The 15,324-nt window shown below is 69.1% G+C and carries 18 protein-coding genes and 1 tRNA gene; 6 read left to right on the forward strand and 13 right to left on the reverse strand.

All coding sequences use genetic code 11. The features are described 5' to 3' along the window. The first annotated feature begins 211 nt into the window (after positions 1–211). From ACFZBU_RS01770 to ACFZBU_RS01790, 5 genes are all read left to right on the forward strand, one after another. Positions 212–1,096 (forward strand): carbohydrate ABC transporter permease, encoded by an 885-nt coding sequence (locus ACFZBU_RS01770; protein WP_391581445.1) that lies wholly within the window; start codon positions 212–214, stop codon positions 1,094–1,096. Then, the gene (locus ACFZBU_RS01775; RefSeq protein WP_391581446.1) at positions 1,093–2,040 is read left to right on the forward strand and encodes a carbohydrate ABC transporter permease; all 948 of its coding nucleotides are present in this window, start codon (positions 1,093–1,095) and stop codon (positions 2,038–2,040) included. Before ACFZBU_RS01770 ends, ACFZBU_RS01775 begins: the two co-directional genes overlap by 4 nt. A 471-nt stretch (positions 2,041–2,511) precedes the next feature. Further along, positions 2,512–3,843 (forward strand): ABC transporter substrate-binding protein, encoded by a 1,332-nt coding sequence (locus ACFZBU_RS01780; RefSeq protein WP_391581447.1) that lies wholly within the window; start codon positions 2,512–2,514, stop codon positions 3,841–3,843. A gap of 276 nt (positions 3,844–4,119) precedes the next feature. Further along, complete coding sequence (locus tag ACFZBU_RS01785; protein WP_391581448.1) at positions 4,120–5,823, forward strand: glycoside hydrolase family 31 protein; 1,704 nt, start codon at positions 4,120–4,122, stop codon at positions 5,821–5,823. A 64-nt stretch (positions 5,824–5,887) separates the two neighbouring features. Then, positions 5,888–5,964: transfer RNA gene (locus ACFZBU_RS01790), tRNA-Val, on the forward strand. A 55-nt stretch (positions 5,965–6,019) separates the two neighbouring features. Here ACFZBU_RS01790 and xerC read toward each other — a convergent pair. The 13 genes from xerC to ACFZBU_RS01855 form a co-directional block, all read right to left on the reverse strand. Then, on the reverse strand, positions 6,020–7,153 hold the full coding sequence (gene xerC / locus ACFZBU_RS01795; RefSeq protein WP_391581449.1) for a tyrosine recombinase XerC: 1,134 nt from the start codon (positions 7,151–7,153) through the stop codon (positions 6,020–6,022). After that, a complete protein-coding gene (locus ACFZBU_RS01800) occupies positions 7,153–7,338 on the reverse strand; it encodes a helix-turn-helix domain-containing protein (protein WP_391581450.1) in 186 nt (61 codons plus the stop codon). Before ACFZBU_RS01800 ends, xerC begins: the two co-directional genes overlap by 1 nt. Then, positions 7,335–8,693, reverse strand: a complete 1,359-nt coding sequence (locus tag ACFZBU_RS01805) for a replication initiator (protein ID WP_391581452.1) — start codon at positions 8,691–8,693, stop codon at positions 7,335–7,337. The genes ACFZBU_RS01800 and ACFZBU_RS01805 overlap by 4 nt, the downstream gene beginning before the upstream one ends. 29 nt (positions 8,694–8,722) lie before the next feature. Next, positions 8,723–9,277, reverse strand: coding sequence for a GGDEF domain-containing protein (locus ACFZBU_RS01810; RefSeq protein ID WP_391581453.1), 555 nt, complete (start codon positions 9,275–9,277; stop codon positions 8,723–8,725). Between the two features lie 229 nt (positions 9,278–9,506). Further along, a complete protein-coding gene (locus tag ACFZBU_RS01815; RefSeq protein WP_391581454.1) occupies positions 9,507–9,647 on the reverse strand; it encodes a hypothetical protein in 141 nt (46 codons plus the stop codon). An 88-nt stretch (positions 9,648–9,735) separates the two neighbouring features. After that, entirely contained in the window at positions 9,736–9,900 is a 165-nt protein-coding gene (locus tag ACFZBU_RS01820; protein ID WP_391581455.1) for a hypothetical protein, read from the reverse strand. 41 nt (positions 9,901–9,941) lie between these two features. After that, the gene (locus ACFZBU_RS01825) at positions 9,942–10,205 is read right to left on the reverse strand and encodes a hypothetical protein (RefSeq protein WP_391581457.1); all 264 of its coding nucleotides are present in this window, start codon (positions 10,203–10,205) and stop codon (positions 9,942–9,944) included. Positions 10,206–10,220: 15 nt separating this feature from the next. Next, positions 10,221–10,421, reverse strand: a complete 201-nt coding sequence (locus ACFZBU_RS01830) for a mobile element transfer protein (protein WP_391581458.1) — start codon at positions 10,419–10,421, stop codon at positions 10,221–10,223. A gap of 17 nt (positions 10,422–10,438) precedes the next feature. Beyond that, positions 10,439–11,104, reverse strand: a complete 666-nt coding sequence (locus ACFZBU_RS01835; RefSeq protein ID WP_391581459.1) for a DUF2637 domain-containing protein — start codon at positions 11,102–11,104, stop codon at positions 10,439–10,441. A gap of 187 nt (positions 11,105–11,291) precedes the next feature. Next, positions 11,292–11,495 (reverse strand): hypothetical protein, encoded by a 204-nt coding sequence (locus ACFZBU_RS01840; RefSeq protein ID WP_391581460.1) that lies wholly within the window; start codon positions 11,493–11,495, stop codon positions 11,292–11,294. 86 nt (positions 11,496–11,581) lie between these two features. Beyond that, on the reverse strand, positions 11,582–12,874 hold the full coding sequence (locus tag ACFZBU_RS01845; protein ID WP_391581462.1) for an FtsK/SpoIIIE domain-containing protein: 1,293 nt from the start codon (positions 12,872–12,874) through the stop codon (positions 11,582–11,584). A 73-nt stretch (positions 12,875–12,947) separates the two neighbouring features. Beyond that, a complete protein-coding gene (locus tag ACFZBU_RS01850; protein ID WP_391581463.1) occupies positions 12,948–13,280 on the reverse strand; it encodes a hypothetical protein in 333 nt (110 codons plus the stop codon). 128 nt (positions 13,281–13,408) lie between these two features. Further along, positions 13,409–14,188, reverse strand: coding sequence for a GntR family transcriptional regulator (locus ACFZBU_RS01855; RefSeq protein ID WP_391581464.1), 780 nt, complete (start codon positions 14,186–14,188; stop codon positions 13,409–13,411). A gap of 107 nt (positions 14,189–14,295) precedes the next feature. Here ACFZBU_RS01855 and ACFZBU_RS01860 point away from each other — a divergent pair, with 107 nt between their 5' ends. Then, positions 14,296–14,757 carry an NUDIX hydrolase gene (locus ACFZBU_RS01860; protein ID WP_391581465.1) on the forward strand — a complete coding sequence of 154 codons (462 nt, stop codon included), beginning with the start codon at positions 14,296–14,298 and terminating at the stop codon, positions 14,755–14,757. Positions 14,758–15,324 lie beyond the last annotated feature (567 nt).

Genomic DNA, 15,324 nt, shown 5'->3' on the forward strand with positions numbered 1-15,324 from the left:
AGCCGCATTCCTGCGGGAAGTTTCCCGCAGAGATGGCTATTGACAGGTCGTCAGGCTGACGGAACACTCTCGAAACGCGCCGCGATGTTGGCGCAAACATTCGCGGCAGGCGCCCATTCCTGCGACCGCTGTTCCCGAAATCCCCCGCCGAGCGTCCCGGAGGACCTTGCGTGAGAGTCGATCCGGTCCCGTGCCGTCGCCGGGGCACGCGGTGAAGCGCGGCGCCCTGCGGCGCAACCTCACCGGCCACGCCTTCTTCTTCCCCTTCCTGGTGGTCTTCGTCATCGGCGTGGCCGCGCCGCTCGCCTACGCGTTCCGGCTGAGCCTGTACGAGGACCGGATGATCGGGGGCACGGTCTTCGTCGGCTTCGACAACTACTCGAAGGCGCTGAGCGACCACCTGTTCTCCGCCGGACTGGTCCGGGTCGCGCTGTTCTTCGCGATCCAGGTACCGCTGATGCTGACCCTGTCGCTGCTCATGGCATTGGCCATCGACAGTGGCCGGCTGCGTGCGCCGGGCCTGTTCCGGGTGGGCATATTCATCCCCTACGCGGTGCCCGGCGTGGTCGCGGCACTGATGTGGGGCTACATCTACGGTGACCGGTTCGGCCTCGCGGCCGAGGTGGGTGACCTGTTCGGCACGAAACTGCCCGACCTGCTCGGCCCGGACTGGATGCTCGCGTCCATCGGCAACGTGGTGACCTGGTCCTACGTCGGCTACAACATGCTGATCCTCTACGCAGCCCTGCGGGCGATCCCCGACGAGCTCTACGAGGCCGCCGACATGGACGGCGCAGGTTCCTTCCGCAAGGCCTGGAGCATCAAACTCCCGGCCCTGAAACCGGCGTTGCTGTTGGCCACCACGTTCTCGGTGATCGGCAGCTTCCAACTCTTCAACGAGCCGAGCATCCTCCAGGCGCTCGCCCCGGCGTCGGTGCCGACCAACTACACCCCGAACCTGTACGCCTACAACCTCGCCTTCAGCGGACGCCAGTTCAACTACTCGGCCGCCATCGCGGTGGTTCTCGGCGTGGTGACCGTGTTCGTCGCGTACCTGGTCCAACTGGCCACCGCCCGACGGGAGCGCATGCAGTGAGCACCTCCACCCTGCCGGATCGCCCGGCCGCGACCGACGCGGCGCCGACCGGGCCCCTGCGCCCGCGCAGCCGACGGCCGCGGCGCGGGCGCCGCGATCGCAAGAGCACCGCGCTGACCGCCGCGATGGCGCTGATGCTCGCCTACACGCTGCTGCCGCTGGTCTGGCTGACGTTCGGCTCGACCAAGTCCAACGAGGGTCTGTTCTCCTCGCGCGGGTTGTGGTTCGCCGACGACTTCGCGTTCTTCGACAACGTCCACGACGTCCTCACCTACGAGGACGGCATCTATCTGCGCTGGTTCGCCAACAACCTGCTGTACTCGGTGGTCGGCGCGGGCGGCGCCGCGCTGATCGCCACGCTCGGCGGTTACGCGCTGGCCAAGTTCGAATTCGCCGGACGCAGGCTCATGTTCGCGCTCGTGCTGGGCGCGATCTCGATCCCGGGAACGGCGCTGGCGGTGCCGACGTATCTGCTGTTCAGCGACGCGGGCATCGTGAACACCCCGTGGGCGGTCATCCTGCCGTCCCTGGCCAGCCCGTTCGGGCTGTACCTGATGCGGGTGTACGCGGCGGACGCGGTGCCGGACGCGATGCTGGAAGCCGCTCGCATGGACGGCGCGGGGGAGTTGCGGATCTTCTTCACCATCTCGCTGCGGTTGCTCGCGCCGGGCTTCGTGACGGTGCTGCTGTTCGCGCTGGTGGCGACCTGGAACAACTACTTCCTGCCGTTGATCGTGCTCAACGACCCGAACTGGTTCCCGCTGACCGTCGGCCTCAACCGGTGGAACGGTCAGGCAAACGGCGGCAGCGTCGCAGGCGACACGCCCATCTATCCGATTCTGCTCACCGGCAGTCTGCTGGCGATCGTGCCGCTGATCGTGGCGTTTCTGTTCCTGCAGCGGTTTTGGCAGTCGGGTCTTTCGGCGGGTGGGGTCAAGCAGTAGCACGAGCTGGTGCTGGTGCTGGTGCTGGTGCTGGTGCTGGTGCTGGTGGTGGCGGTGGCGGTGGGTGCGGGTCGTGGGCGGGGGCTGCGGGTGTGGCCTGCGGGGGGCGCCTGCGGCTGTGGTCCGGGGCGTCGCCTGTGGCTCTCGGGTGTTCCGGTGCCGGTGTGGCAGCGCTTTCGTTTGCCACAGCTCCTGTGCTCCTGTGCTCCTGTGTCTGGTGCTCCTGGGCTCCGGTGCTCGAGTTCTCCGCTGAGGCGCTGCGTCCTACCGCATCGGTGCTGTCGGTGCTTCCTCGTTTCGTAGTCGGGTCTGCCGTCTCTCCTTTGCGCATTTTTGTATCTCTTTGTGCCTATTTGTATCTCGCATGCCTCTTTCGCCCGTCCCCGAGTTCGCGAATCCTCTTTGGAGTGGCTACAGATGAACGCAAAACCGTCGATCCCGGGTCGACTCGGCTCGCGCCGGTCGACTTCGATGACCGCCGCAGTCACCGTCGCGGCGCTCGCCCTGTCGCTTGCCGCGTGCGGGTCGGACTCCAAGTCCGATGACGACAAGGGCGGCAAGCAGGCCGACCCGGCGGCGGTCGCGGGGGCTCTCGACCAGCCCGCCGAGATCACCTTCTGGAGTTGGGTGCCCAACATCGACAAGACGGTGGCGCTCTTCGAGAAGAAGTACCCGAAGGTGCACGTCAAGTTGGTCAACGTGGGCCAATCGGCGGACCAGTACACGAAGTTGCAGGCCGCACTCAAGGCCGGCAACGGTGCGCCGGACGTGGCGCAGATCGAATACTTCGCGCTGCCGCAGTTCGCGATCACCAAGCAACTGGTCAACCTGGCCGACTTCGGCTCCGCCTCGCTCCGGGACAAGTTCGCCGCGTCCGCCTGGTCGCAGGTCAACGTGGCCGGCGGGATCTACGGCGTCCCGCAGGACACCGGACCGATGGCGATGTTCTACCGCAAGGACATCCTGGACAAGCTCGGTGCGACGCCCCCCAAGACCTGGGCCGAGGTCGCCGAACTGGGCAAGAAGATCAAGGCGGCCGACCCGGGGAACTTCGTCACCTACCTCGACCCGGGCGACGCGGGCCAGGCGAACAGCCTGATCTGGCAGCAGGGCGGCAAGCCGTACCAGGTCTCCGGGGAGTCGTCGGCCGCGGTCAAGCTCAAGGACGACCCGGGCACGGCGAAGTGGGCGGCCACGTGGGGCCCGATGCTGGCGGACAAGACGGTGGAGTCCACTCCGAGTTGGAACGAGGAGTGGTGGAAGTCGATGGGGGCCGGCAAGTACGCGCTGTGGATGGCCGGTGCGTGGGCACCCGCGGTGTTGCAGAAGAACATCCCGCAGGGCGCGGGTCAGTGGGCCGTCGCGCCGATGCCGACCGGTGACGGCGCGCCGGGCAGTGCGGAGAACGGCGGTTCGTCCGTCGCGGTGACGAAGCAGGCCAAGAACAAGGCGGCTTCGGTCGCGTTCGCCACGTGGCTGAACACCGACCCCGAGGCGGTCAAGTCGCTGAACACCGACGTCGGCTTGTTCCCGGCGACCCGGCTGTTGCTCGACGACCCGGGCTTCCGCGGCGCCGAACTCCCCTACTTCCCGGGTACGAAGCCGAACGAGGTGTTCGCGCAGATGTCGGGCGCTGTGCGTCCGGAGTGGCAGTACCTGCCGTTCCAGGTGTACGCGAACAGCATCTTCAAGGACACCATCGGCCAGGTCTACAAGCCCGGTGGGGACCTGCCGGGTGCGCTGTCCAACTGGCAGGAGCGGATCACCTCGTTCGGCAAGGAGCAGGGTTTCAGCATGAAGTGACGCCTGATCAGGTGATGCGCGGGGCGCCTTGGTCGGCGGTGGTGGTGGTCGGCGCTTTGGCCGAGCGGTGGTTCGAGGCTCGGTTCGGGCGGCGGGCGGCGGGCGGCGGGCGGCCGGTGGCGTGTCGGGGTGGGGTGGCGGCGGGCCGGGTGGGTGGCCCGCCGCCACCGGGTGGTGGGCGTGGGCGGGATGGTGGCCTGCGGGCACCGGGTGGTGGGCGCGGTTCGGATGGTGGCCTGCCGACGGCGGTTGGTGGGCGTGTAGGGGAGCGAGAACGTGGGAGAGCTGGGCGACATGACGAGTGACGGGTCGGTCGACGGGCGCGTGCTCGTGCTGGAACCACGCGCCGGTGAACACTGGTGGGGCGGAGCCGCCGCCGACGGCCGCCACATGCCGTTCGCCGACGGGTACGAGATCGACCTGCGGGACGTGAAGGCCAATCAGGGCATGCCGGTGCTGCTCTCCGACCACGGCCGATGGGTGCACTGCACCCGGCCGTTCGCATTTCGCATGCTGGACGGGCGGCCGGTGATCGAGGTGGCCGGGGATTCGGCGGTACTGTCCGAGGGCTTCTTCGGCTCTGTGGGTTCCGCGGGTTCCGCGGGTTCCGTGGGCCTCTCGGGTCCTACAGGCTTCGAGGCCGCTGCGGCGGATGTGGTCGTCGATACCGGTGTGGCGGCGGGCGGCACATTGCGGGACGCGTACCTGGAGGTGATGCAGCGTCACTACCCGGCCACCGGTGGGCTGCCGGATCCGTTGTTGTTCACCGCGCCGCAGTACAACCTGTGGATCGAGACGGTCTTCGAGCCCACCCAGGACAAGGTGCTCGGCTACGCGGAGGACCTGCTGCGCAACGGATTCCCGCCCGGCGTACTGATGATCGACGACCGCTGGAGCGAGGACTACGGGACCTGGACGTTCCACCCAGGGCGCTTCCCGGACCCGGCCGGCATGGTCGCCCGGCTGCACGAACTCGGCTTCCGGGTGATGTTGTGGCTGGTGCCGTACGTGACCCCGGACTCGCCCACCTGCCGGCAACTCAACGATCAGGGCTTGTTGATCCGGCGTCCGGACGGGTACTTCGGCGTGCACGCGTGGTGGAACGGCTACAGCGCGGGGCTGGACCTGCTGGATCCGAACGCGACCGCCTGGCTGCGTACACAATTGACGGAGCTTCAGGAGTCGATCGGCATCGACGGGTTCAAGTTCGACGGCGGCGACGCGCCGTTCTGGCGCGCGCTCGGCGTGGCCGATCCGGAGGCGTACACGCACGCATGGAACCGGTTCGGCGCGCAATGGCCGCTGAACGAGTTCCGCGACTCCTGGCGCGCGGCCGGGCTGCCGCTGGCCCAGCGCCAACAGGACAAGTACCACCTGTGGGAGGGGCGGTTCGGCCTGGACAGCCTGATCCCGAACGCGCTGGCGCAGTCGATCACGGGCCATGCGTTCACGTGCCCGGACATGATCGGCGGCGGCGAGTTCCGCTTCGTCCCGGGCCCGGACGGCGAAGGCTTCGACCCCGAGCTGTTCGTCCGGTACGCGCAGACCGCGGCACTGTTCCCGATGATGCAATTCTCCGCGGCGCCGTGGCGGGTGCTGGATCCGGAACACCTCGACATCTGCCGCGAGGCCGCCCGCCTGCACACCGACCTGGGCCCGGAGATCCTGGCCCTGGCCCGCGCCGCCGCGCACACCGGCGAGCCGATCCAGCTCCCCCTCGACTACGTCTTCCCCGGCCGGGGCTACGCCGCCATCACCGACCAATTCCTCCTCGGCGACAAAATCCTGGTCGCCCCCGTAACCACCAAGGGCGCCCGCTCACGCAAGGTCACCATCCCCCCGGGCACCTGGCAGGCCGACGACGGCACCACCCACCACGGCCCCACCGAAATCACCATCACCACCCCCCTGACCCGCCTCCCCTGGTTCCGCCGCATCCCCACCACCACCCCCGCCACCTCCCACCTCCCGACGAAGTGACCGCCCCCACGACCCAACGGCACCAACCACCCCCACGGATTCGGTAGGCTGTCCTCTCACATCCGGGCGCATAGCTCAGTTGGTTAGAGCACTGCTCTTACAAAGCAGGGGTCGACAGTTCGAGTCTGTCTGTGCCCACCAGCGGAAAAGCCCCCAACCGGCGTCGGTTGGGGGCTTTCTGCATCCATGATTGACATCAACGGCGGCGGCGGAGCATGGCGTCTACGAGCGCGATGGCCTCTCGCTTCGAGGCGTCGGGAACGTGGGTGTAGATCTCCATCGTGGTGCTGATCTTGCTGTGTCCAAGGATCTCCATGGCGACCCGAGGATGGGTGCCTGCCAGGGCCAGGAGCGTTCCCGCCCCGTGCCGGGCGTCGTGCACCCGGATGCGAGGCAGGCCCGCCTTGTCGGACAGGCGATAGAACGAGCGCAGCACGTTGCGCCCCTCGATCGAGCGGCCGGAACGCGTCGTGAAGACCAGGTCACTGGCCTGCCAGGTGTCGCCAGCCGCCTCGCGCATCGCCGCCTGACGCATGCGCTGCCACCGCAGGGGAGCCACACAGAGCTTCGGCAGCGGGATCGTCCGCTTCCGTCGGTTCTTCGTGTCGTCCTCATAGTTGTCGCCCCGGACGCTCTGGCGCTGCTTGCGGACCCGCAGCGTCCGGGTGTCGAGGTCGATGTCCTGCCACCGCAGGCCGACCAGCTCACCCCGGCGCAGGCCCAGACCGATGGCCACCATGAACGCGGCATACAGAGGATCCCGGCGAGCGACGACGATGAACGCAAGCGTCTGTTCCAACGACCAGATCTCCGCCTCGTACGAGTCGACAACAGGCGCCTCAACGAGGCTCACCACGTTGCGCGTGATCAGCTCCTCTCGGCAGGCCGCCGTCATCGCCGAGCGCAGGACCCGATGGGCCTCCTTGGCAGTCGCCGCAGTCGTAGCGGCGGAGATGCCGGCCAGCGCCTGGCGCACGTCCCGCACACCGAGCTTCTCCAGCGACCTTTTGCCCAGCCGGGGCACCAGGTAGAGGCGGACGTGTGTCTCGTACTTCACGTACGTCGTCCGCTTGCGACGCGGCTTCACGATGTTGTCGAGCCAGTAGGGCAGCCACTCGGCGAGCTTCATGGAGCGCGTCGGAGTCGGGATGCCCTTTCGGTCGCGCGCAATGAGTTCCTGCCGCTTCTCGTCACACTCGGCCCAGGTGGAGCCGTAGGCGTACTTGCGTGCCCGGGTGCCGTCCGGCTGGAGCACGTACACCGCAGCCTGATAGCGACCGTCCTTCCGTCGAGTAATGGTGCCCGCCCCGTTGGGGTTCCGCTTCGCCATCAGGCCGCCTCCTCCAGACGGTCCGCGACGAAGGCCCGCAGCGCCGACACCGGGATGCGACGCGACCGGTCCACCGTGATGGACCGCAACCGGTGCGAGCGGATCAGGTCGTACACCTTCGAGCGACCGAGCCGGAGGCGGGCCATCACCTCCGGGACCGTCAGAAGCTCGTCGTCGTCGTTCATGCGTCCTCTCCTTCCAGTGTGCGTAGGTCTGCGAGTGCTTCGCGTGCGGTGTCCGGGTCGGGTGTCGCGCCGCGCGCCAGCCAGATTTCCCCGGCGCCGAGTCCGCTTCCGGTGTAGGTCCAGGAGGCGACGACGAGTGTCGTGTCCGGGTCCGGGAGAGGAGCGCCCGCGGCTGCTGCTGCCGCTCGGTTCTTCGTTTCGCACCAGGCGGCGCGGGCGGCCCGCAGGAGCCCGAGGGTGGTGGAGTAGCGGCGGGACTTGGTGGAGAAGTGGCCCCGGAAGCCGAGCATGTGTGCCCAGCGTCGTAGGCCGAGTTCGGCGAGTTCGGGCCGGGCGCCGAGGTGCCAGGCGGTTTCGACCAGGCGCCGGGCGTGGTCGGTCATCTCGTGTGCGGCGAGTTCGGCCAGGAGGCGGATGCGGTGGTCGAGGGTGCCGAGGACCGCCTCACCGCCCTTGGTGGCGTACTTGGCGATGTAGGCGGCGACCGCGCGGTCGGTGAGCGGTGAGCCGCCGTCGAAGGCGCGGGTGCGGATCGGGCGGACGTCGACCTGTGCGCCCCAGGCGAAGCGTTCGGGGACGTCGGCCCCGGCCGATTCGGGACCGGGCACACGGGCGCGGGCGGCGGCGGTGCGGACGGCGGTGTCCAGGAGTTCGACGGTCGCCCAGGGCGGCGGCGGGGTGACCGTGTCCCGGCCGGGTCCGTCGATGCGGATCACGGCATGGAAGTGGACCGCGCCGCGCTTCTGGAATTCGGCCACCTTGGCGAAGGACACCCGGGCCGACTGTTCGAACTCCCGCCGTGTGAGACCGAGTTCCGAGGCGAGCGCCCGCCGCAGCAGGGTGGTGAAGCGGGCCCACAGTGCTCCCGCGTGGGCGTTCCACAGCACGGCCGCCGGGTAGTCGTACGTGTCCGCGTCCAGGGGTGACCCGAGTACGGGATCGTCGGTGTGGTGCCGGGTGCCGCAGCGGCAGGGACGCCCGGAGCCGGGCCGGTTGTGGACCGGCCCGAACGAGGGTGCCGTGAGCGTGGCGAACACCCGGGGGTGAGCGGCGACCGTGTCGGGCACGGACTTGCCGCCTGCCAGGCCCGCACTGATCAGGTGGTAGGTGTCTCGGCGGTAGGTCTCCGCGCAGGCGGGGCAGCGGGAGGCGCGGCGGTTGCCGCAGCGGACCAGGACGCAGCCCGCCGCCGTGTCGTGCGAGGAGAACGCCCGCAGGACCTCACCGGTGGACCCGTCGACGTCGAGGCGGGTGCCCTCCAGGCGCACGGGGTTGAGGCAGCCGCCGAGCTTGGCGAACTGTCGGGCCAGGCCGGGGGCGTTGCCGCCCCGGGCGATGCGGGTGAGGTCCCGCACCGCCCGATCGTTGGCGAAGGCAGGGAGGGTCACCGGCGCCCCGGGGTGCCCTTGGCTGCGTACATGGCCCGGTCGGCGGCGCCCAGCGTCTCGGACAGCGTGCGGACCGATCCGTCGACCGGGGCGGCCCCGACCGAGACGCGGACCGGGATCACCTCCTCGTTCCACAGGACCGGATAGGTCAGCCTGTCCCGAAGGGCGTCGAGGCGGCGGGCCGCGCCGCCGGGCGGGAGACGTAAGGCCGCGGCGAACTCGTCGCCGCCCAGGCGCCCGGCGATGCCGTCGGGGCCGCACCAGCAGGCGAGGCGGTGTGCGGTCTGCGCGAGCACCTCGTCACCGGCGAGGTGCCCCCACGTGTCGTTGATCAGCTTGAAGTCGTCCACGTCCAGGAGGAGGACGACCGCGTGCGGCCGGGCGACGATCCGGCGAGCACGGGCGGTCCAGGCGTCGCGGGTGTGCAGGTGGGTCAGGGGGTCCAGGCGGGCGGTGGCCAGGCGACGGGTCAGCCACCACGAGTGGGCGGCCCAGCCGAGCAGGGGCACACCGGCCACGGACGCGGACAGCGTCGTGTCGGCAAGAGGCATGTCATCTCCCGAGGCAGGGGGAAGGAAGCCCCGGACCGGTCTGGCGATTCGGTCCGGGGCGGGAAGCGGGTGAGGAGGCGTCAGCGGACGCTCGGGGTGGTGCACCGGGGGCACTTCTCGCGGCTCGGGGTGACGGTCGTGTGACCGCCGATCGTGCGAACGATCTTGACCGGGCGGGTTCCCAAGCCTTCGCAGGACGAGCAGCGGGGCGGCGGGTTCCGGTGCGCGCTCACCGCTTGCTGCCGGTTCCGCCGCACGTGGGGCAGTTGACCGGCCGGGTGGTGCGGTTGCCCTTGGTGCCGCCGGTGACCACGTGCGCGCGGGCGTGGCCGCCGCAGTCCGGGCACGGCTTGGCGATGTGGTGCGTCATGATGGAGGTCTCCTGATCTCTGAAGAGGGGTTGTGGAGCCCGGGGCGGTCGGTCTTCTTGGTCGGAGTACGACCGCCCCGGGGCGAATTCAGTTGGAGCCGCGTCCGGGCTGCCACTCCTGGATGCAGTCACGGCACAGCCAGTGACCGGCCCGAGCCAGGCCCTTGGCGCGCATGATCGCGATCGTGACCTGTTCGGCGATGTCGGTGGACTTGCAGTACGGGCACTTCGCCGGCTTCTTCGGCTGCTTCACGGTTTCCTCTCTGGCGCAGGTGTCGGGCGAGTGGACGGTGTTCAGGACGCGATGCTGGCGACGCCGTTGAAGATGCCGCCGACGATGTGGTCGGCCGCTCCGGCGAGGGCGACGGAGACGTAGGAGCCGGAGAGCATGGTCCCGGCGATGAACGCGACCAGGACCAGGAAGATGGCGCCCCGAGACTTGGCGACGTAGTACACGCCCGCGACGAGGAGGATCCCGGAGCCGATGGCGACGGGGCTGCCCCCGGCGGGGACGGCGGTGGGCGTCGCGGCGAGTTCGGTGATCAGGTTGACGTTCACGGTGGTTTCCTCCGGTCAGCGGGTCGTGCGGCGGATGGTGCAGCGGTGGGAACGGGCGGCGAGTTCGGCGGCGGCGCGCAGGTCGTAGGTGGCCGACCAGCCGCAGTCGGGGGCAGTGCACGCGGCGGTGTGGCGGGTGATCCCGCCCCGCTCCCGGCGGGTGCCGACCTGGACCGGGCCGATGCGGATGACGTTGCGGAACTTGCGGACGAACACGGGCGGTTCTCCTTGTCTCAGAGTTGGGCGTGGACGGCCGCCGCCATCGGTTCGGGTACGGCCAGACGTGCTTGCAGCTCGCTCACGGTCATCGGGCCGCCGGTTGTCGCGTGGTGCTGTTCGGCGATCCGCCGGGCGTGGTCCACCAGGGCCGGAGCCACGCGGGCGGCGCCCGTAGGCAGCGCGGGAGGATCCGACGTCCGCATGGGTGCGGGTGGCTCTTCGGCCGGACCGTCGTGGACGACTTCGGCGACCGCGGTCGGCAGTTCGGGTTCGGGTTCGGTCGCCGGGGCGACGGGGTCAGGGCGGTGGACCAGGAGGGTTCCGCCGAGGAAGGCAATGGCGGGCCATCCGGCGACGATCAGCCGCAGCCAGGCGGGAACGTGCTCCAGGTCCAGCAGCCCCGCGGTGGCGACGTTCGCCCCGAGCGACGCGGCCAGCGCGACCAGGAACCACAGCCACGGACCGTTCGCACTCGTCGCCCCGTTCGAGGACCGGGCCAGGCGGAGCCGACGCCAGGACGCCACCAGGAGCAGATCCACCGAGATCGGATAGGCCCATGCCTGCCAGCCGGACTGCCCGGCCGCCTGGGCGACGTCGTGCAGGTGCGAGAACGACAGGGCACCGGCGATTGCCGCCTGGACCAGCAGCGGATCCGCCCACACCCGAGGAGGACGACGCACGCTCACGCCTCCTTCGCCGGACGCGCGAGACCGGACCCGAAGCAGGTCAGGCACAACCCCGCCTGCTCACCGACCGGACGAGCCGCGGAGCCCTTGCCGACGCGCACGGTCGTGGAGACCTGACCCGATCCCTTGCAATCGGTGCACTTGCGGGCCCGGGGACGCCTGGCTGCGGTAGCCACGACACTCACCGACCCCGGGCGCGGTCGGCGGCGGTGCGGGCCGACTTGGCGACGTCGGCCGCCTTCTTGTCCTCGGGGTGGGCGGCGGCGATCCGCTCGAACAGGTCCGCCTTGTCGGCGGCGAGCGCGGCCGGGTCCGTGCCGGGTTTGTGGTCGCGTACGTCCCGCAGGAACGCGGTGATCTCCTTCGCGGACGGTCCACGAGGCATGACTTCTCTCCCTTTCGGTTCGAGGCATGGCGGTACCAGGGACTTGGCGCGAGAACGGTCGCGCCGACCGACGAACGGGGTTTGTCCTACGCGGACTTCACCGCGACCGCACCGGGCGCGGTGGCCAGGGTCACCGCCGGGGCGAACGGGGCCAACGCGGGCAGGTCCGGGACCATGTGCGCGTTCTCCGCACACGCCCACGCGACATCGGCCAGCGTGTGATGCGGGGTGCGGATGTGGGTCCACCCGCCGGAGGTGTCGGCGGCGACCGCCGTTCCCGGGCGATCCGCGTGGATCGAGGTGGCCGCCGTCACCGCGTCGTCGCCGATGTCGGCCAACGCCATACGCGCCGACGCCTCGTCGTTGACACGGTGGCAGACGCGGCCGGTGAGCTGGGCCCGGAGCATCGTCGCCCCGTTGCCCAGTTCCGCACCGAAGCGTTGCCCGCACACCTCCAGGTAGATTCCCGCCGCCCGACCGAGCTGGGCGAGGCGGATCAACACGTTGACGATGCGCTGTCGACGCTGTTCCTCCGGCTTGCCACCGGCTGTCAGGAACAGTTCTGCGATCTCGTCGAGCAACACGACGATCGGAACCGGGCGTTCACTTTCGGGAAGGTCCCAGATGTCCGAGGTGATCTCGGAGTCCTCGTCGTCCAGGGAGATGCCCTGCGAGCGGCGGATCAGCAGGTATCGATCCTCCATCTCGGCAATGAGCACACCAAGGACTTCTTCGGCCTGTTCCGGATCGGTCGCCAACGCGGACAGGCGCGGTGCGAACGGGGCCAGTTCGACGCCCCATTTGCAGTCGATGCCCACCAGCGCCACCGGTTGGGGCGCCAGGCCACGTACCAGCGACCGCTGGTACATCGACTTGCCGGACTTCGTCGCGCCGAGGTTCAGTTCGTGCGGCACCTCCCGGAAATCCCGCCAATGCGGCACACCATCGGCCCGCAGCGCGATCGGAACCCGCAGAAGAGACGGACGCGTCCGGGGCATCCGCACGTCCTCCAGGACGTCCCACCCCAGCACCCGCAACTCCACCCAACCGGATTCGACCGCACGCACGTGCACCGCCTCGACGCCCCAGGCGTGCCGCAGCCGATCGGATGCCGCCTCGAAATCGGACGGGTCCTGCCCCGGGCGCATCCGCAGCCGCAGGGTGAACCCGGACGCGTTCGGACGCAGCCGCCCCCGGCGGGGAGTCGCCGCCACCGGCGCCGAGTTCCGCAACCGCGCCGAGGCCCGAGCCCTACGGGATGGAGTCGCCGTCAACCCGCACGACTCCATCACGTCCCGGTAGGCCAGGTGCACCCGCGCCACCGTCACCGGCAGACCGATCACCGACCAGTGCACCGACGGGTACCGGTAGCGAGCCATCCGCGCACCGCCGACCACCGCAGCGGCCGGCCCCCCGACACCCACCACCGTCGTCAACAACTCCGACATCGGATCAGCCCGCCAACGAGGTCACGGCCACCGCGCGGAACGCGATCCCGTGCCGGGCCTGCCCGTTGAAGTTGTTCTCCCACGGCCGGGCGACCAGCCCCGTCAACGCCACCGGCATCCCCAGCGTCAGACCCTCCGGGACACCCGGCTGCGGCACCGACAACTGAAGAATGTTCGCCTCGCCGTTCAGGATGAACGTCACCGACAGCGTCATCATCGGCGCCCCTGACTCCACGTCCATGGAGATCTCGCCCGTCTTGCGGTCCTTCACCTTCACCTCGGGCAACACGGCCATCAACGCCATCGCACCCTGCGTGTCCACCGGAATCGAACGCACGAAAGCTCCTCTGTAGGTGCCTTGCTCCTGCACTCATGTACATGAGCTGTTCCATGAAGAGGATGACGCACTCCTATGCATGAGTCAATCTCTTCTACAGAAGATCTTTTGTCCCAGGCCCTGACCGGCTAGTCGCCCGCGGGAATCCGGTAGTCCAAGACGAACTTGTCCGCAGCCATCAACGTGTCACAGACCTCAACCACGCGGCCCCCTTCAGTCACCGCGTTGCGCACCAGGTGCAGTACCGGAGCCCCCGGGCTCAAACCGAGCAGGCTCGTCTCCTGCTTGCTGGCGAGACGAGCCACGACCGTCTCCGTGTATTCCACAAGGGCGTGGCCGTGTTCTTCCAATCGCGCGTAGATGCCACCGCCGCCAGGATTCTCCGCGAACAGTTCTGGGATGTCCTTCGCCACGTCCCAGGGCAAGTAGGAGGAAGCGACTTCGGTTGGTACTCCGTCCGTGAAGTACAAGCGGCGACGTTCCAAGACCTGGGTTCCAAGGGCGACGCCAAGCCGCTCAGCTGCATCCGCAGGCGCTTCCGTAGGCCCGATGTACAGCACGTTGACAGAGGGAACGCCGCCTGCTTGTTCAGTCTCGGCAATGTACGCGGCCTTGCCCGCCTTGCGGTGCGAGCGTCGAAACCGGTCGGACGACTTCCTTTTGACTGGCGGCTTGGCCTTCACGAATGAGCCCCGGCCGTGGTGGGTCTCGATCAGGTCTGACGTCCGCAACTCGGCAACAGCCTTGCGGACTGTGCCGCCCGACACTCCATAGCGTTCGACCAGTTCGGTTTCGCTGGGCAGTAGCTCCCCCGCTTTGAGGGTGCCCGCTCGAATCTGGCGAGCCAACTCATCCGCGATTTGAACGTATCGCGGCACGCTGATCTCCCGCGTGCTGTCACCTGGCATACCTTGTTGTGTCCTCCTATGTCTCCTCTGGCCGCAGAGCTTGCGCTGAGCGGCGGCGGCCAACTCTGTGGCACATAGGACATGCGCTGGTCGTCATCTACTGTCCTATGCTCCTCTACATGAGCAACCGTACCGAGCAGGAGCAGTCAACGCCGCGCCACTCCGTGTCGGTCGCTGGAGCAGTTGTTAGGTCTGACGGGAAGCTGCTCATGATCCGGCGCCGGGACAACGGTCGTTGGGAGCCCCCGGGCGGTGTCCTTGAGCTTGAGGAAACGGTCGAGGCGGGGGTTGCACGGGAGATCCTGGAGGAGACCGGCGTATCGGTCGAGGTTGAGCGGCTGACTGGGGTCTACAAGAACATGCCGAGGGGGATCGTTGCCCTCTTCTTCCGCTGTCGCCCAGTCGAGGGGGTGGCGGGCCCGACCGAGGAGAGTCGCCAGGTCGCGTGGATGACACCGGATGAGGCGGCCGGGCATATGACCGAGGCGTACGCCGTCCGTGTCCTGGACGCCCTGGACGACAGCACCGGGCCGCATGTGCGATCCCACGACGGGCGCGTGCTCGTCTGAGGACGGGGCTGGTTCAAACTTTCCCTACGTGTTCAAGAGCCCGCCCGCCTTTCGGCGGGCAGGCTGCGGAGGAGTAGAGGTGTAGGTGGATGGGTGTGTGGTCCACCGCGCACGGTCGTTCGTCGCTCGGCCCGTTCGACTCGCACGCGAAGCACTTCGGTCCCAGGTGCCCCGTGCTTCACGCTGCCCGCTCATCCCACCCGGAGCCGTATCTTCATCGTGCCCGGGGTGGGACGGCACGCGCGGCCCTCCAGCTTCGCCGGGCCGCGCGACCGCCCGCCCGGCGGCAAGCCGCCGGGGGTGGCGGCCGACGCTACATCGGCGCCCCACCGAAGCACACCGCCCATGTGCAAGCCGAGACGGATGCCGTCGCTCCCTCACTCCCTCAAGCCCGAGCCGAGACGAGGCGGGGACGAGGGATGGGAGAAGGGCCCGCGGGGTCGGGTCCGCCGCGAACGAGTCTTTACCTTCGCGTCGATCGCCGGGGGCCCACCAGGAGCAAGGACGGGGGGCCAGGGAGGCCAAAACCGGGTGGGGATGCCTGCGGCCTCCCTTCGCCCGAGCAGC

The organism is Embleya sp. NPDC008237 (assembly GCF_042956465.1).
GTDB lineage: Bacteria > Actinomycetota > Actinomycetes > Streptomycetales > Streptomycetaceae > Embleya.